This is a genomic window from Rhizobium sp. CB2179 (assembly GCF_057653455.1).
In genome coordinates this window covers 1019932-1043255 of the sequence record NZ_CM172781.1, presented here as the reverse complement: position 1 = coordinate 1043255, position 23324 = coordinate 1019932, and the positions used below count along the sequence as shown (strand labels likewise).

General features: G+C 61.5%; 29 protein-coding genes. 17 read left to right on the top strand and 12 right to left on the bottom strand.

Annotated elements, in window-relative coordinates; translation table 11 throughout:
* Positions 1–37: 37 nt before the first annotated feature.
* The gene (locus AC244Q_RS05275; RefSeq protein ID WP_012756699.1) at positions 38–997 is read right to left on the bottom strand and encodes an SDR family NAD(P)-dependent oxidoreductase; all 960 of its coding nucleotides are present in this window, start codon (positions 995–997) and stop codon (positions 38–40) included.
* A gap of 126 nt (positions 998–1123) precedes the next feature.
* On the opposite strand from AC244Q_RS05275, the gene AC244Q_RS05270 reads away from it, so the two are divergent.
* A complete protein-coding gene (locus AC244Q_RS05270) occupies positions 1124–2068 on the top strand; it encodes an AraC family transcriptional regulator (protein WP_113547099.1) in 945 nt (314 codons plus the stop codon).
* A 156-nt stretch (positions 2069–2224) separates the two neighbouring features.
* Positions 2225–3130, top strand: coding sequence for a S1C family serine protease (locus tag AC244Q_RS05265; RefSeq protein ID WP_012756697.1), 906 nt, complete (start codon positions 2225–2227; stop codon positions 3128–3130).
* Between the two features lie 67 nt (positions 3131–3197).
* On the opposite strand, the gene AC244Q_RS05260 is transcribed toward AC244Q_RS05265, so the two are convergent.
* A complete protein-coding gene (locus AC244Q_RS05260; protein WP_041935489.1) occupies positions 3198–4199 on the bottom strand; it encodes a LacI family DNA-binding transcriptional regulator in 1002 nt (333 codons plus the stop codon).
* A 208-nt stretch (positions 4200–4407) separates the two neighbouring features.
* Here AC244Q_RS05260 and AC244Q_RS05255 point away from each other — a divergent pair, with 208 nt between their 5' ends.
* The 3 genes from AC244Q_RS05255 to AC244Q_RS05245 are packed head-to-tail and all read left to right on the top strand — an operon-like array spanning position 4408 to position 7461.
* Positions 4408–5322, top strand: coding sequence for a sugar phosphate isomerase/epimerase family protein (locus AC244Q_RS05255; protein WP_012756695.1), 915 nt, complete (start codon positions 4408–4410; stop codon positions 5320–5322).
* A gap of 41 nt (positions 5323–5363) precedes the next feature.
* Positions 5364–6287, top strand: coding sequence for a TIM barrel protein (locus AC244Q_RS05250; RefSeq protein WP_012756694.1), 924 nt, complete (start codon positions 5364–5366; stop codon positions 6285–6287).
* Positions 6288–6294: 7 nt separating this feature from the next.
* Positions 6295–7461 (top strand): Gfo/Idh/MocA family protein, encoded by a 1167-nt coding sequence (locus AC244Q_RS05245; protein WP_162770431.1) that lies wholly within the window; start codon positions 6295–6297, stop codon positions 7459–7461.
* Between the two features lie 103 nt (positions 7462–7564).
* On the opposite strand, the gene AC244Q_RS05240 is transcribed toward AC244Q_RS05245, so the two are convergent.
* The 4 genes from AC244Q_RS05240 to AC244Q_RS05225 all read right to left on the bottom strand — a co-directional run bounded on the left by AC244Q_RS05240 (position 7565) and on the right by AC244Q_RS05225 (position 10252).
* Positions 7565–7726 carry a hypothetical protein gene (locus AC244Q_RS05240; RefSeq protein ID WP_012756692.1) on the bottom strand — a complete coding sequence of 54 codons (162 nt, stop codon included), beginning with the start codon at positions 7724–7726 and terminating at the stop codon, positions 7565–7567.
* A 65-nt stretch (positions 7727–7791) separates the two neighbouring features.
* A complete protein-coding gene (locus AC244Q_RS05235) occupies positions 7792–8184 on the bottom strand; it encodes a hypothetical protein (protein ID WP_012756691.1) in 393 nt (130 codons plus the stop codon).
* A gap of 66 nt (positions 8185–8250) precedes the next feature.
* Positions 8251–9885, bottom strand: a complete 1635-nt coding sequence (groL, locus tag AC244Q_RS05230) for a chaperonin GroEL (RefSeq protein ID WP_012756690.1) — start codon at positions 9883–9885, stop codon at positions 8251–8253.
* A 49-nt stretch (positions 9886–9934) separates the two neighbouring features.
* Positions 9935–10252 (bottom strand): co-chaperone GroES, encoded by a 318-nt coding sequence (locus tag AC244Q_RS05225; RefSeq protein ID WP_012756689.1) that lies wholly within the window; start codon positions 10250–10252, stop codon positions 9935–9937.
* Positions 10253–10764: 512 nt separating this feature from the next.
* Here AC244Q_RS05225 and AC244Q_RS05220 point away from each other — a divergent pair.
* The 6 genes from AC244Q_RS05220 (at position 10765) to AC244Q_RS05195 (ending at position 13393) form a co-directional block, all read left to right on the top strand.
* Complete coding sequence (locus AC244Q_RS05220) at positions 10765–11028, top strand: hypothetical protein (protein WP_012756688.1); 264 nt, start codon at positions 10765–10767, stop codon at positions 11026–11028.
* Positions 11025–11360, top strand: a complete 336-nt coding sequence (locus AC244Q_RS05215; RefSeq protein ID WP_012756687.1) for a hypothetical protein — start codon at positions 11025–11027, stop codon at positions 11358–11360. The genes AC244Q_RS05220 and AC244Q_RS05215 overlap by 4 nt, the downstream gene beginning before the upstream one ends.
* Positions 11357–11686 (top strand): hypothetical protein, encoded by a 330-nt coding sequence (locus AC244Q_RS05210; protein WP_012756686.1) that lies wholly within the window; start codon positions 11357–11359, stop codon positions 11684–11686. Before AC244Q_RS05215 ends, AC244Q_RS05210 begins: the two co-directional genes overlap by 4 nt.
* On the top strand, positions 11677–11952 hold the full coding sequence (locus AC244Q_RS05205) for a DUF1488 family protein (RefSeq protein ID WP_012756685.1): 276 nt from the start codon (positions 11677–11679) through the stop codon (positions 11950–11952). Before AC244Q_RS05210 ends, AC244Q_RS05205 begins: the two co-directional genes overlap by 10 nt.
* Positions 11953–11979: 27 nt before the next feature.
* A complete protein-coding gene (locus tag AC244Q_RS05200) occupies positions 11980–12822 on the top strand; it encodes a transglutaminase-like domain-containing protein (protein WP_012756684.1) in 843 nt (280 codons plus the stop codon).
* Between the two features lie 190 nt (positions 12823–13012).
* Positions 13013–13393: a VOC family protein gene (locus AC244Q_RS05195; protein ID WP_012756683.1), complete on the top strand. Its 381-nt coding sequence runs from the start codon at positions 13013–13015 to the stop codon at positions 13391–13393.
* Between the two features lie 7 nt (positions 13394–13400).
* On the opposite strand, the gene AC244Q_RS05190 is transcribed toward AC244Q_RS05195, so the two are convergent.
* A complete protein-coding gene (locus AC244Q_RS05190; RefSeq protein WP_012756682.1) occupies positions 13401–14363 on the bottom strand; it encodes a LysR family transcriptional regulator in 963 nt (320 codons plus the stop codon).
* A gap of 123 nt (positions 14364–14486) precedes the next feature.
* On the opposite strand from AC244Q_RS05190, the gene AC244Q_RS05185 reads away from it, so the two are divergent.
* The 5 genes from AC244Q_RS05185 to AC244Q_RS05165 all read left to right on the top strand — a co-directional run bounded on the left by AC244Q_RS05185 (position 14487) and on the right by AC244Q_RS05165 (position 18856).
* Positions 14487–15887: an MFS transporter gene (locus AC244Q_RS05185; protein ID WP_012756681.1), complete on the top strand. Its 1401-nt coding sequence runs from the start codon at positions 14487–14489 to the stop codon at positions 15885–15887.
* A 96-nt stretch (positions 15888–15983) separates the two neighbouring features.
* Positions 15984–16361 (top strand): hypothetical protein, encoded by a 378-nt coding sequence (locus AC244Q_RS05180; protein WP_017993428.1) that lies wholly within the window; start codon positions 15984–15986, stop codon positions 16359–16361.
* Between the two features lie 199 nt (positions 16362–16560).
* Positions 16561–16896 carry a hypothetical protein gene (locus AC244Q_RS05175; RefSeq protein WP_012756679.1) on the top strand — a complete coding sequence of 112 codons (336 nt, stop codon included), beginning with the start codon at positions 16561–16563 and terminating at the stop codon, positions 16894–16896.
* 469 nt (positions 16897–17365) lie between these two features.
* Positions 17366–17509, top strand: coding sequence for a hypothetical protein (locus tag AC244Q_RS05170; RefSeq protein ID WP_003546677.1), 144 nt, complete (start codon positions 17366–17368; stop codon positions 17507–17509).
* A 297-nt stretch (positions 17510–17806) separates the two neighbouring features.
* Positions 17807–18856, top strand: a complete 1050-nt coding sequence (locus AC244Q_RS05165; RefSeq protein WP_113547096.1) for a fatty acid desaturase — start codon at positions 17807–17809, stop codon at positions 18854–18856.
* Between the two features lie 100 nt (positions 18857–18956).
* On the opposite strand, the gene AC244Q_RS05160 is transcribed toward AC244Q_RS05165, so the two are convergent.
* A complete protein-coding gene (locus AC244Q_RS05160) occupies positions 18957–19871 on the bottom strand; it encodes an SDR family oxidoreductase (RefSeq protein WP_113547095.1) in 915 nt (304 codons plus the stop codon).
* A 170-nt stretch (positions 19872–20041) separates the two neighbouring features.
* Between AC244Q_RS05160 and AC244Q_RS05155 the strand changes: the two genes are divergently transcribed.
* Positions 20042–20611, top strand: coding sequence for a TetR/AcrR family transcriptional regulator (locus AC244Q_RS05155; RefSeq protein WP_012756675.1), 570 nt, complete (start codon positions 20042–20044; stop codon positions 20609–20611).
* On the opposite strand, the gene AC244Q_RS05150 is transcribed toward AC244Q_RS05155, so the two are convergent.
* The 4 genes from AC244Q_RS05150 to AC244Q_RS05135 form a co-directional block, all read right to left on the bottom strand.
* Entirely contained in the window at positions 20608–21234 is a 627-nt protein-coding gene (locus tag AC244Q_RS05150) for an exopolysaccharide biosynthesis protein (protein WP_041935487.1), read from the bottom strand. The two genes, AC244Q_RS05155 and AC244Q_RS05150, sit on opposite strands and share 4 nt — an antisense overlap.
* Positions 21235–21262: 28 nt before the next feature.
* The gene (locus AC244Q_RS05145; protein WP_012756673.1) at positions 21263–21565 is read right to left on the bottom strand and encodes a hypothetical protein; all 303 of its coding nucleotides are present in this window, start codon (positions 21563–21565) and stop codon (positions 21263–21265) included.
* Between the two features lie 44 nt (positions 21566–21609).
* Positions 21610–22593 (bottom strand): TerC family protein, encoded by a 984-nt coding sequence (locus AC244Q_RS05140; protein ID WP_012756672.1) that lies wholly within the window; start codon positions 22591–22593, stop codon positions 21610–21612.
* A gap of 200 nt (positions 22594–22793) precedes the next feature.
* Complete coding sequence (locus AC244Q_RS05135; RefSeq protein ID WP_113547094.1) at positions 22794–23270, bottom strand: YcgN family cysteine cluster protein; 477 nt, start codon at positions 23268–23270, stop codon at positions 22794–22796.
* Positions 23271–23324: the final 54 nt, after the last annotated feature.

Here is a 23324-nt window from a genome sequence, read left to right as displayed (position 1 = left end):
AGCGCGCATTGACGACGGTTTGCCGCGAGCCATGGCTTCAGGCGTACGCCGCGAAAGCGTCAATGCCGGTCAGCCTTGCCGACAAGATCCACAGGCGTGCCGCCTCCTCGGGATCGGCTGCATGGTCGCTGACGCCGCCGGGTTCTCCAACCGTTGCGCGGATGGCGATATCGCAGTCCTCGCAATAGAGGCCTCCCATACCTTCGAGTTGTGGCGAGGTCGCCGCCCAAACCTGCGTCGCTGCCCCCTGGGCTGGTGTCTTGAACGTCGGATCAATCGGATTGCCGTCTGCATCGATCCAGCCGGCACTGACCATTTCCTCCTTTGCGAGATGGCGCTGCAAGGGGGTAAAAATCTTGCCCGGGTGCAGCGAGAAGGCGCGGATGCCGGTGTCGCGCCCGAGCCTGTCCAGATGCACGGCGAAAAGTGCGTTGGCGGTCTTCGACTGGCCGTAGGCCTGCCATTTGTCGTAACCGGTCTCGAAATGCACATCCTCCCATCGTATGGCCGAGTTGCCATGGCCACCGGAGGAAACCGAAACGATGCGAGTGCCGCGCGAGATCGCCGGCCAGAGGCGGTTGACCAAGGCGAAATGGCCGAGATGATTGGTCGCGAACTGTGCCTCCCATCCGTCGCCGACACGCGTTTCCGGGCAGGCCATGATGCCGGCGCTGTTGATCAAAATGTCGATGCTGCGGCCAGATGCGACGAACCGCTCGGCAAAGGCGCGAACGCTTTCGAGGTCGGAAAGGTCGAGCCGATCAATCTCTACGCCATCGATACCGGCGACCGCGCTACGCGCCGCCTCGATGCTCCTTGCGCCGATGGTCACCTTCGCGCCGGCGCCCGCCAGAGCGCGCGTGGTCTCGAGCCCGAGGCCGGAATGGCCGCCGGTGACGATGGCGCGCTTGCCGGAAAGATCGAGACCGGCCAAAACCTCGCCGGCCGTCGTGTGGGCTCCAAATCCGGAGCGGATGGGGACTTGTTTGTCACTCATGATAATTACCTTTGTTCTGCGGCGCGTTGCCGTCGCTCGGGATGACGGTCGCGAGAATAAGGCGTGGCTTCCAGACGATCCATGCGCTAAAGTCCGGCATCTCTTCGCCATCGTCCGGATTTCTACATGGACCCGTTATCCGATGTTCTCGCATTGCTCAAACCGCGCAGCTATGTTTCCGCGGGGCTTGACGCTGGCGGTGCTTGGGCGATCGATTTTCCTCCCCCTGACGGCATCAAGTTCAACGCAGTGATTTCAGGCGCGTGCTGGCTGAGCGTCGATGGCGTCCCCGAAGCTGTCCGCCTGGAGGAAAGCGACTGCTTTCTGCTGACGAGCCGCCGAGCCTTTCGTCTCGCCAGCGATCCGGCTCTCGAAGCGATCCCGTCCGATGCGATCTATTCGATCGCCCGCGACGGCATTGCGACTTGCAATGGCGGCGGCGATTTCTTCCTGATCGGCAGCCGTTTTTCCTTTTCGGGAGGAAATTCGGACATCCTTCTCGGAATCCTGCCGCCGATCGTCCACGTGAAGAGGGATTCCGATCACGCCGCCGTGCTGCGCTGGTGTCTCGATCGGATGACGCGCGAATTGCGCGACCAGCAGCCGGGTGGCTTTCTGATGGCGGAGCATTTTGCTCATGTTATGCTCATGCAGGTGTTGCGCCTCCATATCGCATCGCCGAATGCGCGCGGCGTCGGCTGGCTTTTCGCGCTTACCGACCGGCGGATCGGTGCGGCTATCGGTGCCCTGCATGCCGATCCAGCCCGCAAGTGGACGCTGCAGTCACTGGCTGAACGTGCCTCGATGTCGCGGTCCAGTTTTGCTCTCCACTTCAAGGAAAAGGTCGGGCTTGCGCCGATGGATTATCTGACGCGCTGGCGCATGCTTCTCGCCGGTGACCGATTGACAAACTCGGCCGAAGCAATTGCCGGTGTCGCCCTGTCGCTCGGCTATGAATCCGAAAGCGCATTCAGCACCGCTTTCAAGAGAGTGATGGGATGCTCGCCGCGGCAATATGGTCGCGCTCAGCCGCCCGCCGGTGCCATGCGAGATAGTCTCGGCGCTCAGTGAAACCTTGATTGGTGCAGGCATCGGAGGGAGGTCGCGCGTTGGCCTGCCGAAATTCGCTCCGATACGGTCTTGCACCTGCCGTCGATTCTCTTACCTATTCAAGGAAGAATGCGCCGGCTTTCGGCCTTTCGCGTCGGCGCCCATCGGGATGAAAGCATGAATATCGATCCGATTTTGCGGTCAGTCGTGGCCGTCCGTTCCTCCATTCCGGAAGATGCCTTCACAGCGGAGACGCTGGGCACTGTCCGGGAGGGCAGCGGCGTGGTCATTCGCGACAACGGGCTGGTGCTGACCATCGGTTATCTGATCACCGAGGCCGAAGAGGTCTGGCTGACGACCCATGACGGGCGTGTGGTTCCCGCGCATGCGCTTGCCTATGATCAGGAAAGCGGCTTCGGTCTGGTGCAGGCGCTTGGCCCTCTGAATGCGCCGGCGGTGGATCTCGGCGACGCGGCCACGGCCAAGGCCGGCGATCCCGTCGTGCTGGCCGATGGCATCGGAGAATTCGTCGAGGCTAATATCGTCGCCCGGCAGGAATTCGCCGGCTATTGGGAATATCTGCTGGACGAGGCGATTTTCACGTCACCAGCCCATCCCTCATGGGGCGGTGCGGCGCTGATCGGTTCGGACGGCAAGCTTCTCGGCATCGGTTCGCTTCGCCTGCAGATGAGCGATGGCGACGAGGTCGCCGATATCAACATGGTCGTGCCGATCGACCTTTTGCCGCCGATCCTCGACGATCTCTTGAACCGGGGACAGGTCAACAGACCGCCGCGGCCCTGGCTCGGCGCCTTCTCCGCCGAGAGCAATGGCGGCGTGGTGGTCATGAGCGTGGCCGAAGGCGGGCCGGCCGCTCAGGCGGGCCTGCGTCAGGGCGATATCATATCGGAAATCCGCGACGAAGAGGTCGACGGCCTGGCCGATTTCTACCGCAAGGTCTGGAGCAGCGGCCCGGCCGGCGCCGAGATCCCCATGCGCATCCTCAGGAACGGCCGGGAAGCCTGGCTGCGCATCAAGTCCGCCGACCGCAACAGCTTTCTTAAGAAGCCGCAGCTGCAGTAAGTCCGCGCCGGCGCCGTGAAAGCCGCTGGCGCTCATTCGAGCGGATTGTCCGGGCATCCTTATCCCCTCAAAGATTTTCCGGTGTGATCGTCAGAAAGCGCACCGGCTCGGCGCTGACCTCCATCTCGATGAGACCGAGCCTGTTCAGGGCAAGGTCTATCGATCGCCTCGCCTGGACCTCCGGCGCCTGGTCGAGCACGATCGACATGATGCCACGGCTGAGATAGTCCTGCGTCTCTCGCGTCAATTCGTGGCCGACCCAGAAGGGCCGCCCAGCCTTGTTGGCCGCGAGCACCCTGGCAACACCCTTGTTGTCGCCGCCTGCACTATAGACCCCGATGATGCCGGGCTCGCGCCGGAGTGCCGCTTGCAGCAGCTCCATGGCATTGTGCTCGTCATCGAGGTCGAACATGACCTCGATGAAACGATGGTCGTTTGAACCCTTCTCCGAGAGATAGCTGGAGAAGCCGCGGATCCGCTCCTTATGGTTCTCATAGGCGCCGCTGTGGCAGAGAGCGACGAACGAACCGGTGCGCTGCGCCAGCATGCCCGACATGTAGTGAGCTGCGGTGCGTCCTGCAGCATAGTTGTCGATGCCGACATAGGGCAGTTCGGGGGCCGGACGGGTCATGATCTGTACAACGGGAATGCCGAGACCGGCCGCCTTGCGCACGCTTGTGACCACATCGGCATGGTCGGGCGCGACCACGATCAGCGCCGACCGGCGTGCCGTCGGGTTGGCGATGTAGCGGGCGAATTGCGCCGGCTCGTTCTCGCGGACGAAGGTGCGGTGAACGGTGATGCTGTCGTCGAGCGAGGCGGCGATGCGCTCGAACGCCCGGTTCAGACGCGAATAGAAGCTGGTCTCCGGGCGAACGAGGATCACCTCTATCCGGATCAGACCGCGATGGGCGACCGGCAGGCTTTGCCGGTATTCAAGCCGCCTTGCCGCCAGGAAGACTTTCTCCACCGTTCCCGGCCGCACGCCACCGCGGCCGTTGAGGACGCGCTCGACGGTCGCTGTGCCAACGCCGGCTTGGCTTGCGACATCCTTCAAAGTCACCTTCATCAGGCTCACCCACTCCCAAAGCTTGACACAGCAAAGCATCGGCCTGCTGTGAGGTCAATGATCAAATTTGATCAAGGAAGCATTGGAGCATGGGGGCGCCGCAGCCGTATCGTACCAGCAATCCGGGAGGAGCACCGGACGGTCCAAAACAACCGAGATCAAGGATCATCCGCCGGCCCGAAGCGGCCGGGGATGACGGAGGAGCCAGATGAAGATCGCACTCGACCCGCATATGCACCGTCACCTCAACCTGCGCGACCTCTGCCGCAAGGCAGCGGAACTCGGTTATGAGCATATCGAGCTTTCACCGCGCGACGATTTTCTGCCCTGGTGGGTGCGCCCGCGGGCGCACAAGGAACGCATCGCGGAATTCAAGGCGGCCCTCAAGGATCACGGCGTCCAGCTCGCCTCGATCCTGCCGATGTACCGCTGGGCGAGCCCGCATGAGGACGAGCGGCAGGCAGCAGTGCGTTACTGGAAGGAAGCGATCGCGATTTCGGCCGAAATGGGCTGCGATACGATGAACTCGGAATTCGGCCGCGGGCCATCGCCGGATCGCAGCCACCGCGCCAGCTGCTGCGGCGGCATGCATACCCACGAGCACAGCGAGGCCGCCTGGTGGCGCTCGATAGAAGAACTCGTTCCGGTGTTCGAGCGCGAAGGCGTCACGCTCAACATGGAACCGCATCCGGAAGACTGGTGCGAAACGCTGCATCCGGCGATCGACATGCTGAAGACCATCGGCTCGAAGAACGTCAAGTTCCTCTACTGCGCGCCGCATACCTTCTATTTCGGTGACGACATGGCGCAGATGATCCGCGATGCCGGCCCGCTGATTGCCCATGTGCATGTGGCCGATACCTATAATCACAAGGCCTCATCCGGGCTGCGCTACATCATCAATCCGCCGGGCGCGAAGGTCACCATCCATCAGCACATGGATATGTACCAAGGCGAGATCAATTGGGATGTCTTCTTCTCCTCGCTCGCCGCGGTCGGATTCGACGGCATCATCACCGCCTGCGTCTTCGGCTGGGAGGAGCGCGCCGACGATTCCGGGCGCTTCATGCGCTCCGAAATCCAGAAATATGTCGACAAATACTGGCCCGGGAAACTTGGCTGATCGTCAACATCCGCCCCGGCACCACTATCAGGAATAAAACCGTGACCATCACCATTACGACAGCCCCCTGCTGCTGGGGCGTGGACGACGTTAACAATCCAAACCTTCCCGCCTGGGAACGCGTCTTCGACGAGGCGGCGGCGGCCGGCTATGGCGGCCTCGAACTCGGCCCCTATGGTTACGTGCCGCTCGATGATGCGCTCGTTGCCAAGGCGCTCACCGAGCGCAATCTCTTCATCGTCGCCGGCACGATCTTCGACGATCTGGTCTCTCCTGAAAACCGGGAGACATTGCTGCGGCAGACGGATGAGATCTGCGCCGTCATCACCAAGTTGCCGCAGCCGGATCAGGTGGCAGGCCAGCGGTTCAGGACACCCTATCTCACAGTGATGGACTGGGGCCACGACGAGCGCGACTATGCCGCCGGCCATTCCGATCGTGCACCGCGTCTCGATGACAAGGCCTGGGCCGGGATGGTCGCCAATATCACGGCGATCGCCGAACTCGCTCAGCGCAAATACGGCGTGCGCGCCGTCATCCACCCGCATGCGGGCGGCTATATCGAATTCGCCGATGAGATCGAGCGGGTGGCAAGAGACATTCCGCAGGAGATCGCCGGCTTCTGCCTCGACACCGGCCATAGCTATTATGCCGGCATGGAACCCGTGGAGATGCTTCGCCGCTATGCCGACCGGCTCGACTATGTCCACTTCAAGGACATCGACCAGACCGTCTTCGACCGCGTGCTTGGGGAAAAGATCCGCTTCTTCGATGCCTGCGGACAGGGCGTGATGTGTCCGATCGGCCGCGGCGTCATCGATTATCCCGCCGTCAAACGAGCTCTCGAGGAGATCGGCTATCACGGCTTCATCACCGTCGAACAGGAGCGTGATCCGAGGAATGTCGCCGGCAGCCTCGAAGATGTGAAGCAAAGCCGCGATTACCTCCGGTCGGTTGGTTTTTAGGGAAAAGATGATGACGAATAACAGGCAAAAGCCGATCCGTTGGGGCATGGTCGGCGGCGGCAGAGGCAGCCAGATCGGCTATATTCATCGCTCGGCAGCGCATCGCGACGACGTCTTTGCCCTTGCGGCGGGTGCCTTCGATATCGATCCGGAACGCGGCCGCGCGTTCGGCGTCGATCTCGGGCTCGACGAAGCCAGGAGCTACCGGGACTATGCGGCGATGTTTGCGACTGAGGCCCGGCGGGCCGACGGCATCGAGGCCGTGTCGATCGCGACACCCAACAACACCCATTTCGCGATCTGCAAGGCAGCACTCGAACATGATCTGCATGTGATCTGCGAAAAGCCACTCTGCTTCACGACCGCCGAAGCCGAAGAGCTGAAGACGCTTTCCCAGGCGCGCGGCCGGATCGTCGGCGTGACCTATGGTTATGCCGGCCATCAGATGATCGAGCAGGCGCGCGCCATGGTCAGGAATGGCGATCTCGGCGAAATCCGCATCGTCAACCTGCAATTCGCCCATGGTTTCCATAGTGCTGCGGTGGAGGAGCAAAACCCCTCGACGCGGTGGCGCGTCGATCCGAAATTCGCGGGGCCCAGCTATGTCCTCGGCGATGTCGGGACCCACCCGCTTTATATCGCCAAGGTCATCCTGCCGCACCTCAAGATCAGACGTCTCCTCTGCACCCGCCAGAGCTTCGTCAAAAGCCGAGCGCCGCTCGAAGACAATGCGGTGACCCTGATGGAATATGATAATGGCGCGATCGCCACCATCTGGTCGAGCGCCGTCAATGCCGGCTCCATGCACGGCCAGAAGATCCGCATCGTCGGCTCGAAGGCCAGTATCGAATGGTGGGACGAGCGGCCGAACCAGCTCTCCTACGAGATCCAGGGCGAACCGGCCCGTATTCTCGAGCGTGGCATGGACTATCTCTATCCCGAGGCCAGGATCGACGACCGGATCGGCGGCGGCCACCCGGAAGGTCTCTTCGAAGCCTGGGCGAACCTCTATCGCCGCTTCGGCTTCGCCATCAACAGAGAGCGCGGCCTCGCCCCTGCGGGGATCGAAGAGCTGGTCTTTCCCGATGTCGATGCCGGACTGGAAGGGGTGCGCTGGGTGGAAAACTGCGTGCGTTCCGCCGATGCCGGCGGGATCTGGCTGGATTATCGCTAGGTGTTCAAGGGGCCCTGGTGCGTCCCTGTTCTCAGATCGCGCCGTATGCCGGCTTTACACAGCTGCGCTGGAGACCTGTTCAAGGACGCCTTTCCATACCCTCTCAGATAAGCGGGTCTTCATCTTCCGGCGCCCGCGGGGCGCGGCGGGGCGTGCTGTCATTGGCGGCTTTCTTATGCTCGTCGGCAGCTGCCTCGCGGATTTTCTGGAAGCGGTTGTCGTCTGCGGGTGGCTGCGGGTCGCTCTTTTTCACGAAACGGATCATTGGTCATTTCCTGCTTTGAGAGTGGAAGCGCTCCGCACACATATCGGAGCGCTCTGAAAATGGTGTCAGACGGCAAGCGCGGTGGCGCAGGCTTGAACACTTCGGCTGTCGGGTGAAGTCTGCCCAGGCATGGTCGCCCAACCGCCGGCCTCGACGAACTGCCGCTGCTTGTAGCCTTCGGTAATCGCCTTGAACTCGATCAGTTTAGCGCTCGCGTCCGGCGCCGCATTGAACCGCTCGACACAAATGGCCGACGCCAGCTCTCCGCGTGCGGTGTCGCCGGCGGCGACTGCCGCTTTGCTTGACGTGCCGCCTGTTACCCAACCTCCCCAGCTGAAGCCGATAATCATCGTGGCGATCGCCGTGACGACGCAGGCCCAGACGAGAAGCGTCTTGGATGGCTGGTAACTCTCGAAACGCTGGGTGATCGATGTCTTGCTGCTGCTCTGCACGGACATTGGAATTCTCCCTGTCTATTGTTCGGGTTGCGCCGTCCGGCCACGCCGGAACAGTTCAGGCTGTTCTCAGTATCCCATATCTCCCATGCCGCCATTTCCGGCTGCAGGGGCGGAGTCTCTTGCGGGAATGTCGGCGATCATCACCTCGGCGGTGATCAGCAGCGCCGCAATCGAGCCGGCGTCCTGCAGAGCGGTGCGCACGACCTTGGCGGGATCGACGATGCCGGCCTCGATCATATCGACATAGGTCTCCGTCTGTGCGTCGAAGCCCTGATTGTGATTATTGCTGCCGGCGAGTTTTCCAACGACGATGGAGCCCTCGAACCCGGCATTGTCGGCGATCTGCCGGATCGGGGCTTCGAGCGCCCTGAGCACGATCGAGATGCCCGCCGTCACGTCGGCGTTCTCCCCGGTCAGCCCCGTCAGCGCCGACTTGGCGCGCAACAGTGCCACGCCGCCGCCGGGCACGATGCCCTCTTCGACCGCCGCACGGGTGGCGTTCAGTGCATCGTCGATGCGGTCCTTCTTTTCCTTGACTTCCGTCTCGGTGGCGCCGCCGACACGGATGACCGCGACGCCGCCGGCGAGTTTCGCCAGGCGCTCCTGCAGCTTTTCCTTATCGTAATCGGAGGTGGTCTCCTCGATCTGCGCCTTGATCTGCTGGATGCGCGCCTGGATGGCCGCTTTCTCGCCGGAGCCGTCGATGATCGTGGTGCTCTCCTTGTCGATCAGCACGCGCTTGGCGCGGCCGAGCATATCGAGCGTGACGTTGTCGAGCTTGATACCGAGATCCTCGGAAATCATCTGGCCTGATGTAAGCACGGCAATGTCTTCGAGCATCGCCTTACGGCGATCGCCGAAACCCGGCGCCTTGACGGCTGCGACCTTCAGGCCGCCGCGCAGCTTGTTGACAACAAGCGTCGCCAAGGCCTCGCCTTCGACGTCCTCCGAGATGAGCAGAAGCGGTTTGCCGGTCTGTACGACGGCTTCCAGGATCGGCAGCATCGCCTGCAGGCTGCCGAGTTTCTTCTCGTGAACGAGGATATAGGGATCCTCCAGTTCCACGCGCATCTTCTCGGCATTGGTGACGAAATAGGGTGAGAGATAGCCGCGGTCGAACTGCATACCCTCGACGACGTCGAGTTCGGTCTCGGCGGTTCGCGCCTCTTCGACCGTTATGACGCCCTCATTGCCGACCTTGTCCATCGCCTTGGCGATCATCTCACCGATGGCGGCGTCGCCATTGGCGGCAATGGTGCCGACTTGGGCGATCTCACCTGACGATTTGACCTTCATCGCCCGCGCCTTGATTTCCTTGACGACGGCGGTAACGCCGAGATCGATGCCGCGCCTGAGATCCATAGGGTTCATGCCGGCAGCGACGAGCTTGGCGCCTTCGCGGAAGATGGAGGCGGCGAGAACGGTTGCCGTCGTCGTGCCGTCGCCGGCAAGATCATTGGTCTTCGAAGCCACTTCACGCACCATTTGCGCGCCCATGTTCTCGAACTTGTCCGCGAGCTCGATCTCCTTGGCGACGCTAACGCCGTCCTTGGTAATGCGCGGCGCGCCATAGGCCTTGTCGATGACAACGTTGCGACCCTTCGGGCCAAGCGTCACCTTGACGGCGTTGTTGAGCAATTCGACGCCGCGCAGCAGGCGGTCGCGCGCGTCGGTGGAGAACCTGATTTCCTTGGCAGACATGATATTTCTTCCCAGTTCGGTCTTGAGATGCTGGTCACAAATTCGACGGTCAGGCAGCTTTGTCGGCAGCCGCTTCAGTCTTTTCGACGATGCCCATGATGTCGGTCTCCTTCATGATCAGAAGGGTTTCGCCATCGATCGTGACCTCTGTCCCCGACCATTTTCCAAACAGAATGAGATCACCGACCTCGACATCGAGCGGGACCAGATTGCCGCTTTTGTCGCGAAGGCCCGGGCCGACTGCGACCACTTCGCCGTGCTGCGGCTTCTCCTTGGCGGTGTCTGGAATGATGATCCCGCCCTTGGATTTGACATCGCCTTCCGCACGTCGAATGACGACGCGGTCGTGAAGTGAACGGAATTTCATAGAGGTCTTTCTGCTGCCGGCGCGTAGGGCGGCTGCAACTCATAAATAGCACTCGTGGCACTCGATTGATAGGAGTGCTAAGAAATATTATTCGCCCATGAACTTTTTTGAGATATTCAGGAAATCAATCCGACCGGATATTTTGTATTGATCAGCAAATAAATAGAATTTTTTACGCCATCGCGCTCCATTTTATTTTCGTGAGCGAAGAGTTAATTTGGCGTTTTTCATAGATAAATCAGAATTTATCTTGATTTAAACTCAATCGAGGCGCAATGATAGGCTTCGTCGATTTGGCCGACTTGGCTTCGCGGTGTCAGAGACCTACGACCCGCCATCACCACTGAATTCTCGATAGCGATCCATGACGTCGTTCCGGCGTTGAGTTCGCCTGTTCCGATCCGGAATGAGCTTGGCGCTGACCGCGGATGTACCGGCAGCCTCGAGTTCGTCCGGTTCGGATCTCAACGATACAGGAAACGCATCGGTGTATTCCTGCGGAGGCCTCAGCCGTGACCAGTCGTACCACACAAACCGTCGTCCGCTTTTCATCCCCATTCCGTCTGCCCGGTTTCGACGGGGCGCAGCCAGCCGGAGAATACCGCGTCGACTATGACGAGGAATTGATCGACAGCGTTTCCAGGCTTGCCTGGCGACGGGTCGGCGCCTTCATCCACCTGCCGGCGATCGCTGCGCAGAGTTCGACGCAGCAGATGATGCCTATCCACCTGTCAGATCTCGAAACCGCGATCGAAAAGGACCACAAACCGTCATGACCGCTACGCGCATCCCGCAACGCAATGGACGCTCAATCCGGCGCGAGGCAGCAACGCATATCTTCAAGGTGGGGCAGACTGTCCGAGTGAAGGACGGGTTCTTGGTCGTTCCCTCCAAGCTTCCCGACACATACCGCATTACCGCCACACTGCCTCTGAGAGGAAATGTGCTGCAATACCGTATCCACAGTGACGATGAACGTCATGAGCGGGTCGCGACGGAAGATAGCCTGGAACTGGTAAACCTATCGCCCGCCGGTAGCGGCGCAACACTGATCGAGAGGACGTTTGGCCATGGCCACGGCCCGAATGACGAAAGGTTGACATCGTGAACAGTCATGAAGACGAAGCCGAACGCAGACGGAATGCCGTTGCCGTCGGCACATGGGAAAATAAATGTGGTGCGTCGGGCCGCTACTTGATGGAGGTCGAACATGACCGCCGGATCGAATCTGCCCGTTCGTGGACCGTCTATCGTGTCTCTGCAAGCGTTCCAGTGCACGCCGACCATGGCATGATCGGCAAGAGCCGTTCGGAGGCCGGTGAAGACATGATGTCCTTCAATCTTCTCAACATAGGATACCGGAAGGAGTGGCTGAGGCTGTCGGACGCCGCCCGGAGCGGTCGCCAGACCCCGCCGGTTCAACCATGGCGCTAGCCTTTTTGAACCAAAGCCGCAGCTTCGATGCGGCGAGAAATGCAGTGCGCTTCATCGGCCATGACGGCATGTTCCAGGTGTTGTTTTTCGTCGAGGTTGGCGCGCTGGCGAAATCCGACGCCGCATTGCAAAGAACCGAGCCTTCGGAAACGGGGTGGCTTTCGTCGTTCGACGCCCTGCGCAACTCCATTCAGGACGTGGCGCACAAAGCCTATTCGTACCGCCGCCGCGCCTTCTATACTCTAACTGCGGCGGATTTCCGCTAGACGGATCCGGACGCGCGAGAACGCTCCATGTTGATCCGTTACGGCTATGAAATGACGCTGACCTGCCCGCAGCCGACCGCATTGGTCTGTCTGCTGTCGGTTCATGACGATCGCGCGGCCGACATCAGAATTCCGGAAACGGTCTTCACCACGCCCGATGTCCCCACTTCTTCCTATCGCGATCTCTTCGGCAACCGCTGTCTTCGGCTGGTTGCGCCAGCGGGCGACCTGACCATATGGGGCGATGCGACGATCGAAGACGACGGCAAACTGGACAGGTCGCTGCCAGGCGCCAGGGAAGTCCCGGTTTCGGAGTTGCCGGATGATTGCCTCGTCTACCTGATGGGCAGCCGCTATTGCGAGACGGATCGTCTCAGTCAAATTGCATGGGATATGTTCGGCACCGTCTCACCCGGCTGGGGCCGCGTTCAGGCGATCTGCGACTTCGTTCACGGCCATATCCAATTCGACTACATGCAGGCGCGATCGACGCGGACAGCCTTCGAGGCGTTCCACGAACGTGTCGGCGTCTGTCGCGACTTTGCGCATCTCGCGGTGGCGCTGTGCCGTTGCCTCAACATTCCTGCCCGATATATCAATGGCCATCTCGGTGACATCGGTATTCCCGTCGTCGATCCGATGGACTTCAGCGCCTGGATCGAGGTCTTCCTGGACGGTGCATGGCATACATTTGATCCGCGCAACAACACGCCGCGGATCGGTCGTATCATCGTCGCACGCGGGCGCGACGCCGCCGACATACCGCTCATCAATTCCTTCGGACCGCATGTGCTGAAGGCGTTTCGAGTCTGGACCTATGAGGTGACGAACGTGGAGCCGATGCAAAACGTCGCCGAGGAAGCTGTTTAGAACGAGACCTGAACGGATGCGGCAATGTCCAGCCGCAGGCTTTGCCGCAGGCGGCAGATGTCGCGGGACTGCCTGTCCCACACACTTTTATCCGACATGCTTAGAACAACGGTTGAAAGATGTTGGCGTCGAGCCATCTTGGGTGTGGGCAGTCCTTCGGGGTTAGCGGAAGATAGGGAGTTGGCAGTCCATGTTCGATCACATTTCCATCGGCGTAAAAGACCTCGCAAGAGCCCGCCGTTTCTACGATGCGGCGCTGACGCCGCTCGGATATGAGCGCCTGTCCAATTCCGACTCCATGATCGGCTACGGCCCGGAAAGGGTCGGGCTCTGGGTGATGCAGGTCGAACAGCCCGTTGTTGCCGACATGCGATCCGGGCTGCACTTCTGCTTCGTCGCGCCTGATGAGGCCGCTGTCGATGCCTTTCACGCGGCGGCCGTTGCATCCGGCGGCACGGATAATGGCGAACCAGGTGTGCGGCCGGATTATGGGCAATTCTATTACGCCGCCTTCATCATCGACCCGGACGGCTATCGCCTCGAAGCTTATTTCCACAAAGGCGAGCTATAACGGACCGTCAGGCAGCGGCTCTCGGAATGGATACGCAGCAGCCGGAAGCTTCGAGCGCTTTATTGGCTACATCGATGAACAGGCGACGGAACCAGCGCGCCCGGCCGTCCGTCTGGTCGACTCGGCGATAAAGCATCGTCACGGGATCGGCCGGCAGCGAAAGCGGCGGCTCGCAAAGCATCAGCCCATGTAACTGCGCCATGCAGCGACCGATCGATTCCGGCACCGTGGCAATGGCGGGCATCGCCTTCAGCACCATCGGCAGAGCGGAAAAGCGCGGCACGGTCGCCACCACCTGTCTCACATCGCCGGTGCGGTTCAGCGCCATGTCGATACCGGTCGAGGTGTTGCCTTCGAACGAGACGGTGACATGCGCGACATTGGCGAAATCCCTGAGGCTCAACGGCGCCTTCAGCCCGAGCTGAGCTTCATCGTAGATGCAGATCGAGACTTGGTCGAACAGCGGCGCGCGAATGTGCCAGGAGGCGGGCTCGTCGTGCATCGCGACGCTGAAATCGAAGACGCCTTCATCCAGCCGGCGTGCAGCATCGCGCTTTTCGGAAGCGATACCGATCAGCCGGGCGCCGGGTGAAAGCTGGAGGAGACGGGCGGCAAGCGGGCCGAAGAAGGCCGACTCGAGATTGTCGCACATGCCGATGCGGAACTCGCCCTGCCAGCTTGCCGGATCGAACTCGGCCTGCGGGCGGATGGCGCGCTCGATACCCGACAGCGCATCCTCGATCGCCGGGGCGATGGAAAGGGCGCGCGGCGTCGGTTGCAGGCCGCGCCCGACACGCACGAATAGTTCATCGTCCAGCGCCTCGCGCAGGCGCCGCAAAGCGGCCGACAGGCCTGGCTGACCGAGCAGCAGGCGCTCGGCGGCGCGACTGACATTGCGCTCCTGCATCAGCACCGAAAAGGCCAGCAGGAGATTGAGGTCGATCTTGCGAAGGGTGACATCATTCATCATCGTCAGTAATACCTGGCATGGCTACTATCAATTTGCAATAGGAATGGAAGCTGTACATTTTCTCGTTCCCTGCCGCCCGGCAACCTCCCCCGATGAGGCGGCAGCAAAGAAGGAACGATTTCGATGACTCTTTCCAAATCGCGAAGCGGAGCGGGGCTGGCATTGCTGCTGCTCTGCGCCGCCAATTTCCTCGACGCCATGGACGTCTCCACCATCGGCGTTGCGCTCCCCGCCATCCAGGCCGAACTCGGCATGGAGGCGACCTCGTTGCAATGGGCCGTCAGCGCCTATGTGCTCGGCTATGGCGGCTTCCTGCTGCTCGGCGGCCGGGTCGCCGATGTCTTCGGCCATCGCCGCGTCTTTCTCTGGTCGCTGGCGATCTTTGCCGCCGCCAGCATCGCCGGCGGCTTCGTCAACAGCGGCCCGACGCTGATCGCCGCCCGATTGGTCAAGGGCATTGCCGCCGCCTTCACCGCGCCCGCGGCGCTTGCGCTGCTGCTCTCCGTCTTCGGCGAGGGAACGGCACGGGCAAAGGCGCTCGGGGTCTTCTCCTCCACCGGCGCCGCCGGCTTCGTGCTCGGCATGGTGCTCGGTGGTGCTGCGACGATTATCAGCTGGCGGGCGACATTGGTCATGGGCGCGCCCGTCGCCATCCTGACGCTTTTTGTTGCGCCACTGGTGCTGCCCGCCGACCCGAAAAGGACGGGACCGCGGCCGGCCTTCGACTGGGCCGGCGCGCTGACGATCACCCCTGGGCTGCTGCTCTTCGTCTTCGGCATCACCAATGCTGCGGCCGCCGGCTGGCAGGCTTTTGCGACCTGGGGTTCGCTCGTCGCGTCGCTGGCGCTGATCCTGCTCTTCCTCGTGGTCGAAGCGCGCCATGCCGATCCAATGGTGCCGCTCGGCATGTTCCGGCGGGCCAAGCTCCGGCATGCCAATGCGATTGCCGCCCTCTTCCAGGGCGCCTATGTCGGCTTCCAGTTCCTGGCGACGCTCTATTATCAGAACGTCCTCGGCTGGTCGGCCTTCACCACCGGCTTCTGTTTTGCGCTTGGCGGTGTCTTCGTGATGTTCCTGGCGCCCCGCTTTGCGACGCTTGCGCAAAATCGCGGCGCCACCGGGCTGATGGCAGTGGGGGTCGGTCTGCAGGCGTTCAGCTACATCTTCTGGGTGACCGCACTTGGACATGTCGATCCGATCCTGCTCGTGCTGTTCTCGCAGATCCCGCTCGGCCTCGGTTACGCCCTGACCTACCCCTCGGTGCAGGTTGCGGCCCTTTCCGATGTGGAGGATGACAAGGCGGGACTCGCCTCCGGACTGCTCTTTGCCTCATTCCAGATCGGCGGCGGCATCGTGCTTGCGGCCGCCTCGGCAGTCTTCGGCGCCGCACCGCATTTCGGCTGGAACCCCTATGTCGCCGGCATCGCCTTCGTGGCGCTGCTTGCGGTGGCGATTACCCTGCTTGCCGCTGCCGGTCCGCGGACATCGGCCGCCCGGAGACCCAGCTATCAGGCGGCGGAATAACCGTCATCGGCCCGCACCCTGACCGGTGCGGGCTGCTCATGAACCGGAGCGATATCTGCAGCAAGAATCCCGTTGCGTTGCCTGGGTGAAAGGCGCATGGTCGCAACTTCGGCAGCCAGTGTACGGGCGCTGCCGACTGAGGGTTTTTATACCCTTGCCCCGATGAAAGGAGGACCGATGTCTTCCACTTTCGAAAAGTCGCATCTGACTTCGTCCGATCTCGACATGCTGCAAGGCGTGCTCGACGACGCCGGCTACGACGCCAAAATCCTGATCGGCAACGAACGTGTCTTCAACGTCGCGGCCATACTGTTGATCAGGCTGTTCGAAGAGGGCGTCACCTCGCCGGCCATGCTCTCACAAGCGCTCGAACACCATTTCGGCAAGCTGAAGACGCCGCCGAAACCGGTAACCCCCGTCTTTAACCGATATGCGATACAGGGATTGCCCCGCGAAAGACGCGCTGCTGGCTAGAGCATAACGCGAAAAGTGTGAGCGGTTTTCGGACGACCTCATGCTCTCACTGAATGTTCTAAAGCGCGTCGCGATCTTTCAGATTCACTCCTCGCGCTTTAGGTCTTTGTTTTACGCATGCCGTTAGCGCAAAACCGCTTCACACTTTTGCGCGACATGCTTTAGCGGCAAGCGAGCCGCCCGGCTCCGAAGGAATATTGTGCGAAAAACCCTCTTGCTTTGTATCTGCGTCGCAGCGGCCGGTTATTTCGGATGGGTGCAATTCGGGGCTTACCAACAACGGCAACAGGCTAGAGATCTTGCCGACATCGACAGGGAGCGCCGGGTGGCGCTCCTGGAAGTCGATGGCTGCCAGGCGAAAGTGGATATGCTTCTGTCGATGACAGACCGCCTGCTCAAGGCCGGCGGCATGCTGGTGCCGCTCGATATCGGACGGGACATAGAACTCTGTTTGGACCGCGGCATCATGTCGACATCAGGCCGAGCGGAGATGGAAAGAACGAAGTTGATCCGCCTGTTTTCCGTGAATGACTAAGGCGTTCGCAAGATTCGTTGCTCGCGCTTCAGGTCCTGTTTTTACGTGTGTCGCTATCGCAAAATCGCTGCGCAGTTTTGCGCGGCGCGCTTTATGCCCTGTGGAAATATGGCTTTCCTGCGGCGGCGGCCTTAATGGCACCTCAATTTTAGTCTATAAGGGAAGCTCGCTGATTTGGCCGATGCGGCGTTAGCGGTGACCGGGTTTCCGGCCCCGCCATTTTCCCGATCGCGAAAGCATGGTGACGTCCCGTCTCAACGTCGGGTTTGGCTTTCGGTGACCTCTCCGGTCATCCGCCTCCAGACAGCGATGCGGTTTCAGCAGGCATCATTTTCATTCCATCCCTGCGGCCCGGTGTTGTCGGGTTGCCCCTCATGACGATCCCGCGATCTCCGATCGCGACCGACAAACGGGGCGAATACCACGCAGGCTGCGGCTTTCAATTTCGATCTAAAGGGAGATTTTATCGATGGCAAAAGGACAGGTAAGAAGCAATCGCGAGGTCCGGAAGCCGAAGAAGGACAAGCAGGCAGCGAAGGTGGAAAGCACATTCGCCAATCAGATGAAGACGGCGACCAAAACCGCCCCGCAGGGCAGTGCTCCAAAGAAATAGAACCTCTTATCGAGCCGCCGCTCTCGCCCTCGCTGCGCCTAACAGCGCAAGTGATAACGCGTCCTGGCGGACGCGCCGGCGTGACATCATCACCTATTGACATGTCTTCAGAAAAACAGGAATTGCTGCAACCATGACCACACTTCTTACAATGTACCACTTCGACTATCCGCTCTTCCTCATCCGCTCGGCCGTAGTGATTGCACTCGGCCTTTCGGCCGTCGCGGCCTTTCACGGCGTCACTCTGTGATCGAATCTGCGCGCCGCAGCGAGTGCGAGGAAATCCAAGTGGCCCCTTTGGGCGAGCCCGACGAAAACCCGGAGCGATCCCGGGGGAATGCCGAGCTTTTCGCTGAAAAGCGCTGGTTGAAGATCCTTGCCGGATATCGCCAGCCACGAACCGGACGCAGCGCTTTCGAGCTTGCCGTCACCGTCGTCCCCTTCGCGCTGTTCTGGGCTGCCGCCTGGGCAGCGGTTCACTACAGCTTCTGGCCCGGCCTGATCCTCGTCCTTCCCGCCGCCGCCTTCCTGCTCCGGCTGTTCATGATCCAGCATGATTGCGGCCACGGCTCGTTTTTCGCCCGTCGCCGCGTCGACGACTGGGTTGGACGCACGATCGGCATCCTGACGCTGACGCCCTACGACTATTGGCGCCGGGCGCATGCGGAGCACCACGCCTCGGCCGGAAACCTTGACGAACGCGGCGTTGGCGACATCGAAACGCTGACGATCGCCGAATATAACGCGCTGTCGCGCTGGGGCCGGCTCGGCTACCGGCTCTACCGGCACCCGATCGTGATGTTCGGGATCGGACCGGCATGGCTGTTCCTCTTCAAGCAGCGCCTGCCTTTCGGCATGATGCGCTCCGGCGCCCTGCCCTGGGTCTCGACCATGGCAACCAATCTTGCCATCGCAGTGGTCGCCGCGCTGCTGATCTGGGCGGTCGGGATCGTCCCCTTTTTACTGGTGCATCTTCCGACCGTGCTTCTGGCAGGCGCTGCCGGCGTCTGGTTGTTCTACGTCCAGCATCAATTCGAGGAAACACATTGGTCGAAGGAGCCGGACTGGCAGTTCCAGCATGCGGCCCTCCACGGTGCCTCGCATTACGACCTGCCGCCAGTGCTACGGTGGATCACCGGCAATATCGGCATCCACCACGTGCATCATCTGTCGAGCCGGGTGCCTTACTACCGGCTGCCGGAGGTGCTGCGAGATCATCCTGAGCTTGCCGATCTGGGCCGCATCACGCTCATGGAAAGCCTGCGTTGCGTCAAGCTGGTGCTGTGGGACGAACAGACGAAGCGACTGGTCTCGTTTCGCGAGGCGGCGCGGCTTGCCGCAGCATGATAACGGGGCGTTAGAGCGGTTTAGCTTTCACGGAAGCGCAGAGCCGCTCTAACCTTTTGCCTGCATCCAATTCCAGGGAAAGCCGTTTCCCTGGAATTGTTTAGCGATAACCCGTCACGTCAGCCGGTCTGCCCGGCTCCTGCACTTCCACCATGTAGCGCCAGCAATCCGGCCGCGAACCGTCGATATCGTCGAAGCCGTAGGTCTTGGCCACTCCGCCGCTCGACAGCGACTGGCCGTTCCAGCGGGCGTGGTCGGGATCGGCGGCGATGGCCGCGACGGCGCGGCCGACGAAATGCGGCGTTTCGGAAATGGCGAAATGCGGCTGCACTTTCGTCGCCTCGCGCCAGTTCTCCTCGCGAACACCATAAGCATCCAGCATCATTTCGGAGCGCAGCCAGCCGGGCGTGATCGAAACGGCGGTGGCGCCGTGTTTCGCCAAATCTTGCGCATGCGCCCAGGCCATGCGGGTGACGCCCGTTTTGACGAGGTCGTAAAAGGGCGACAGCCGGTAATGGGTGGCATTGTATTCGGCTGTGCCGTCGGTCATCTCCACCAGCAGCCCGCCGGGCCGCTCGATCATCAGCGGCAAGGCGTAGTGGGCGGTAATCAGATGCGTCTCGATGCCGAGCTGCAGCATGCGCAGGCCCTTGTCCAGCGAATGCTCCCAGACGGCCTTGTCCCATTCGAATAGCTTCTCGCAGCCCCAGATGTCGTTGACGAGAATATCCAGCCGACCGGCTTCGCTGCGGATGCGGGCGACCAGCGCCTCGACCTGTTGTTTGATGAGATGGTCCACCTGCACGGCGATACCCTTACCGCCTGCGGCGGTTACCAGTTCGGCCGTCTCTTCGATCGTCTCCGGCCTGGCATATTCGGATTGCTTGGCGCGCGTCGTGCGCCCAGTCACGTAGACGGTGGCGCCGGCGGCGCCGAGCTCCACCGCGATGCCGCGGCCGGCGCCGCGCGTGGCACCCGCCACCAAGGCAACTTTCTCCCGCAAGTTTGCTGTCACTTCTCCATCCTCCACGCCAATGCAAAGTGTTACAGCGTCCTTTGCGCCTCTAAAGAGGCGCGGCGCTGTAGAACGCCTTATGCCGTAATGGAAGCGCCAGGAATTGGCCGGCGCTCCTTGTTTATAAACGAATGATCGTTTATATATAATGTGAATGCAAGAGGAATTTCATGCCGCGTCGCCGCACACTGTCCGACGAACAGCTTCTCGCCATGGTGCTGGCGCTGATCCATGCCGAGGGGCCGGAGGCGGCGACCTTTGCGGCGGTGGCGAAAACGAGCGGTCTTTCCGGCTCGACGCTGGTACAGCGCTTCGCCACGAAAGCGGCGATGCTGCGCGCCGCGCTGCTTTATGCCTGGGACAGGCTTGATGCGGAAACGGCGCGGCTTGCCGAGGTCGTGCCGAAAACGCAAGAAGGCGCCGTCGCGCTGCTCGTCGGCCTGTCGCAGGATTACGGCGATAATGCCGCCGCCTATGGCGAGGGACTGCTGGTGCTTCGCGAGGATTTTCGCGATCCGGTGCTGCGTGCCCGGGGTGCGGCCTGGGGAGCGGCACTGACGGCGGCAATCGCGCGATGTTTCGGCTCGGCGAAGGCGCCGGAGACGATCGCCCGGCTGATGCTGTCGCAATGGCAGGGTTCGCTCATCTGGTGGGGTTTTGGCGCCGAAGGGCCGGTGGCTGCCTATGTCCAGACGGAGTTGCGGCATTTCCTCGCCGCGGTACCTGTCCATTCAGGTTAAGAGGCCGTGAAGATCATCGCCTTGATAAAATATAGCAAGGCGGCAGTCGCGACGATGGTCGCCAATGTGAGCAGCAGTCCGATCAGGGTGACGAGACCATCCCGCTCCATCAGGGCGACGGCGAGCACCACCAGCGAGAACACCGGCAGAATATTGCCGAAGGGGATCGGCAGCGCGATCACCACGGCGAGCAGGAAGACAGGAATGCCGAGCAGCGCCTGCACCGTCGGGCCGGTGAGGGCCTGCAGCCGGCCGGCGCGCACGACCTTCTCCACCCGGGCGATCACCGGGACCGCGTGACCCACGACGAGATCGAGCGCCGCCGATGAAACCCGGCGATCCCTGACGATGGCGGGCAGCCAGACCTTCCGGCCGCCCGCAACGATCTGGAGGGAGACCAGCGCCAGCGCGGTACCGAAAACCATTCCGAATGGCCCGGGAATCGGGGTCAGTGCCGGGATTGCCAGGAACAGGATGGTGAAGGCGATGCTGGTCGAGCCCATCGCCTCCAGAGCCTCGCCGATGGAGAGGCCGCCCTTCGCCCGGGCGAGTTCCAGCATCTCCCGGAGCCGCGCGGTGGCCACACCGCGCGGCGGCCGTCTATTTCCGGCTTGATCAGACATTACGCAGTCCATTTTCAGCTGGTCGCCGTCACGCACCCGCGCCGGCTCCCTTCAGGGCGCCGACCAGGGCTGCGCATTGCGGGTCGCTGCCGTCGAGAAGTTCGGCCGGCGCGGTATGACCGATCGCTATGCTGACGACTGTGGCCGCCGCCCAGCCGTAGTCGCCGGCGGCGCGCTCTATGAGCTTCGGCCCCTGGGATGTCAGGCAGGCCTGGGACTGGCGGACGATCTCCACGGGAAGCCGGGCGCGCTCAGCCTGTTGCTGGATCTCAGCCTGCAACGGATCGACGACGAGCAGGGCAAAAATCCAACCGATGAAATTCGAAATCATATCTGTTTCCTTCTTTGTTGACGTATTCCCTGTGCAGAGCCCGCTCAGGCGGGCTGCTGCGGATCCCGCGTCTTGAGGAGGCTCCAGACCACGCCGGCTGCGATGATCGCGAAGGTGATGCTGAGCGAGAGCGCGGCCGGGAATTTTTCAAGGCCCAGCAGGTCGGCGAGGAAGATCTTCGAGCCGATGAAGATCAGCACGATGGCAAGCGCCGGCTTGAGGTAACGGAAGCGATGAATCATCGCAGCAAGCGCGAAGTAAAGGGCGCGAAGGCCGAGGATCGCGAAGATGTTCGAGGTGTAGACGATGAACGGATCGGTGGTGATTGCGAAGATCGCGGGGACCGAATCCACGGCGAAGATAACGTCGGCCACCTCGACCATCACCAGCGCCATGAAGAGCGGCGTGATGAACCAAGTCATCCTCCCCGTCCTGGGATTTGCCTTTCTGACGAAGAACCGTTCGCCGTGATGTTCCTCGGTGACGTTGAAGCGGCTGCGCATGAAGCGCACGAGGATGTTCTTCGAGACATCAGGCTCTGCCTCCTTGATGACCAGCATCTTGATGCCGGTGACGATCAGGAACGCGGCGAAGATATAGAGAAGCCAGGCGAATTCGGCGACCAGCGTCGCGCCGACGCCGATCATGATGGCGCGCAGCACGATGACGCCGAGAATGCCCCAGAAGAGCACCCGGTGCTGGTAGATGCGCGGCACGGCAAAGAACGAGAAGATCAGAGCGATGACGAAGACGTTGTCGAGGGCCAGCGTCTTTTCGACGACGAAGCCCGTCATATAGGCAAGACCGGCCTCGGAGCCGAGGTACCACCATACAAAACCACCGAAGGTAAGGCCGAGCGCGATATAGAGAGCGGAAAGCCTGACGCTTTCGCCGACGCCGATCTCCTTGTTCTGCTTATGAAGAATACCGAGGTCGAACGACAGAATGGCGATGACGAGGGCGAAAAAGCTCGACCACATCCAGAGCGGCGTTCCCAGCCACTCGACGAACAAAAATGAGAGATTCAAGGATAGTCCCCTGTCGGCACTGGTTGTCGGAGAAGAGGTCCGACATCGCAAGAGTGCCGAAGCTCTCGCCAGAGGGGCCCGGACCAGCGGGTTGCACCGCAAGTAGGGTCTCACTTTTCAATAATCAAGCAGCGGCCAGTGCCAATTTTACGCATCGCGCCGGAGGCAAGCCGTGCGAGAGAAAGCCTTCGCCAGCGGTCTCAGGCGTCCTCGTCGTCCTTCTCCTCGCCCACGGTCAGCGGCCAGTCGACGACATAATCCTCGAGATCATCGAGATCGATCTCATTTTCGTTGATCGCGCGGCCTCGCGCGGAAATGCCGGCCGCATGGACGGTCTCCGGGTCGCCGGAGACGAGCGGGTGCCACCAGTAGAGGTCGCGGCCTTCATTGACCAGCCGGTAGCCGCAGGTGGGCGGCAGCCAGGCGATATCGGGCACGTTCTCCTTGGTCAGCTGCACGCAGTCCGGCACGAAATCCCAGCGGTTCTCATAGCTGGAGCAGCGACAGCTTTCGCCGTCTAGCAGCTTGCAGCTGACCGAGGTGAAATAGATATCGCCGCTATCCCATTCCTCGATCTTGTTGAGGCAACAGAGGCCGCAGCCGTCGCAGAGGCTTTCCCACTCGGCGACGGTCATCTCGGCAAGCGTCTTGCTCTTCCAGAAGGGCACATCGTTCATCGTCGTTTCATGCAACAGCGACCCGCAAATTCGCGTGACCCTTATGCATCTCTC

Coding starts and splice junctions, on each gene's coding strand:
- AC244Q_RS05255 (WP_012756695.1), top strand. CDS start 4,408: ATGAAGATCGCACTCGACCCGCATATGCACCGTCACCTCAACCTGCGC.
- AC244Q_RS05195 (WP_012756683.1), top strand. CDS start 13,013: ATGTTCGATCACATTTCCATCGGCGTAAAAGACCTCGCAAGAGCCCGC.
- AC244Q_RS05185 (WP_012756681.1), top strand. CDS start 14,487: ATGACTCTTTCCAAATCGCGAAGCGGAGCGGGGCTGGCATTGCTGCTG.
- AC244Q_RS05170 (WP_003546677.1), top strand. CDS start 17,366: ATGGCAAAAGGACAGGTAAGAAGCAATCGCGAGGTCCGGAAGCCGAAG.
- AC244Q_RS05225 (WP_012756689.1), bottom strand. CDS start 10,252: ATGAAATTCCGTTCACTTCACGACCGCGTCGTCATTCGACGTGCGGAA.
- AC244Q_RS05240 (WP_012756692.1), bottom strand. CDS start 7,726: ATGATCCGTTTCGTGAAAAAGAGCGACCCGCAGCCACCCGCAGACGAC.
- AC244Q_RS05200 (WP_012756684.1), top strand. CDS start 11,980: ATGTTGATCCGTTACGGCTATGAAATGACGCTGACCTGCCCGCAGCCG.
- AC244Q_RS05270 (WP_113547099.1), top strand. CDS start 1,124: ATGGACCCGTTATCCGATGTTCTCGCATTGCTCAAACCGCGCAGCTAT.
- AC244Q_RS05150 (WP_041935487.1), bottom strand. CDS start 21,234: ATGTCTGATCAAGCCGGAAATAGACGGCCGCCGCGCGGTGTGGCCACC.
- AC244Q_RS05260 (WP_041935489.1), bottom strand. CDS start 4,199: ATGAAGGTGACTTTGAAGGATGTCGCAAGCCAAGCCGGCGTTGGCACA.
- AC244Q_RS05275 (WP_012756699.1), bottom strand. CDS start 997: ATGAGTGACAAACAAGTCCCCATCCGCTCCGGATTTGGAGCCCACACG.
- AC244Q_RS05190 (WP_012756682.1), bottom strand. CDS start 14,363: ATGATGAATGATGTCACCCTTCGCAAGATCGACCTCAATCTCCTGCTG.
- AC244Q_RS05205 (WP_012756685.1), top strand. CDS start 11,677: ATGGCGCTAGCCTTTTTGAACCAAAGCCGCAGCTTCGATGCGGCGAGA.
- AC244Q_RS05145 (WP_012756673.1), bottom strand. CDS start 21,565: ATGATTTCGAATTTCATCGGTTGGATTTTTGCCCTGCTCGTCGTCGAT.
- AC244Q_RS05265 (WP_012756697.1), top strand. CDS start 2,225: ATGAATATCGATCCGATTTTGCGGTCAGTCGTGGCCGTCCGTTCCTCC.
- AC244Q_RS05180 (WP_017993428.1), top strand. CDS start 15,984: ATGGTCGCAACTTCGGCAGCCAGTGTACGGGCGCTGCCGACTGAGGGT.
- groL (WP_012756690.1), bottom strand. CDS start 9,885: ATGTCTGCCAAGGAAATCAGGTTCTCCACCGACGCGCGCGACCGCCTG.
- AC244Q_RS05155 (WP_012756675.1), top strand. CDS start 20,042: ATGCCGCGTCGCCGCACACTGTCCGACGAACAGCTTCTCGCCATGGTG.
- AC244Q_RS05215 (WP_012756687.1), top strand. CDS start 11,025: ATGACCGCTACGCGCATCCCGCAACGCAATGGACGCTCAATCCGGCGC.
- AC244Q_RS05235 (WP_012756691.1), bottom strand. CDS start 8,184: ATGTCCGTGCAGAGCAGCAGCAAGACATCGATCACCCAGCGTTTCGAG.
- AC244Q_RS05245 (WP_162770431.1), top strand. CDS start 6,295: ATGATGACGAATAACAGGCAAAAGCCGATCCGTTGGGGCATGGTCGGC.
- AC244Q_RS05135 (WP_113547094.1), bottom strand. CDS start 23,270: ATGAACGATGTGCCCTTCTGGAAGAGCAAGACGCTTGCCGAGATGACC.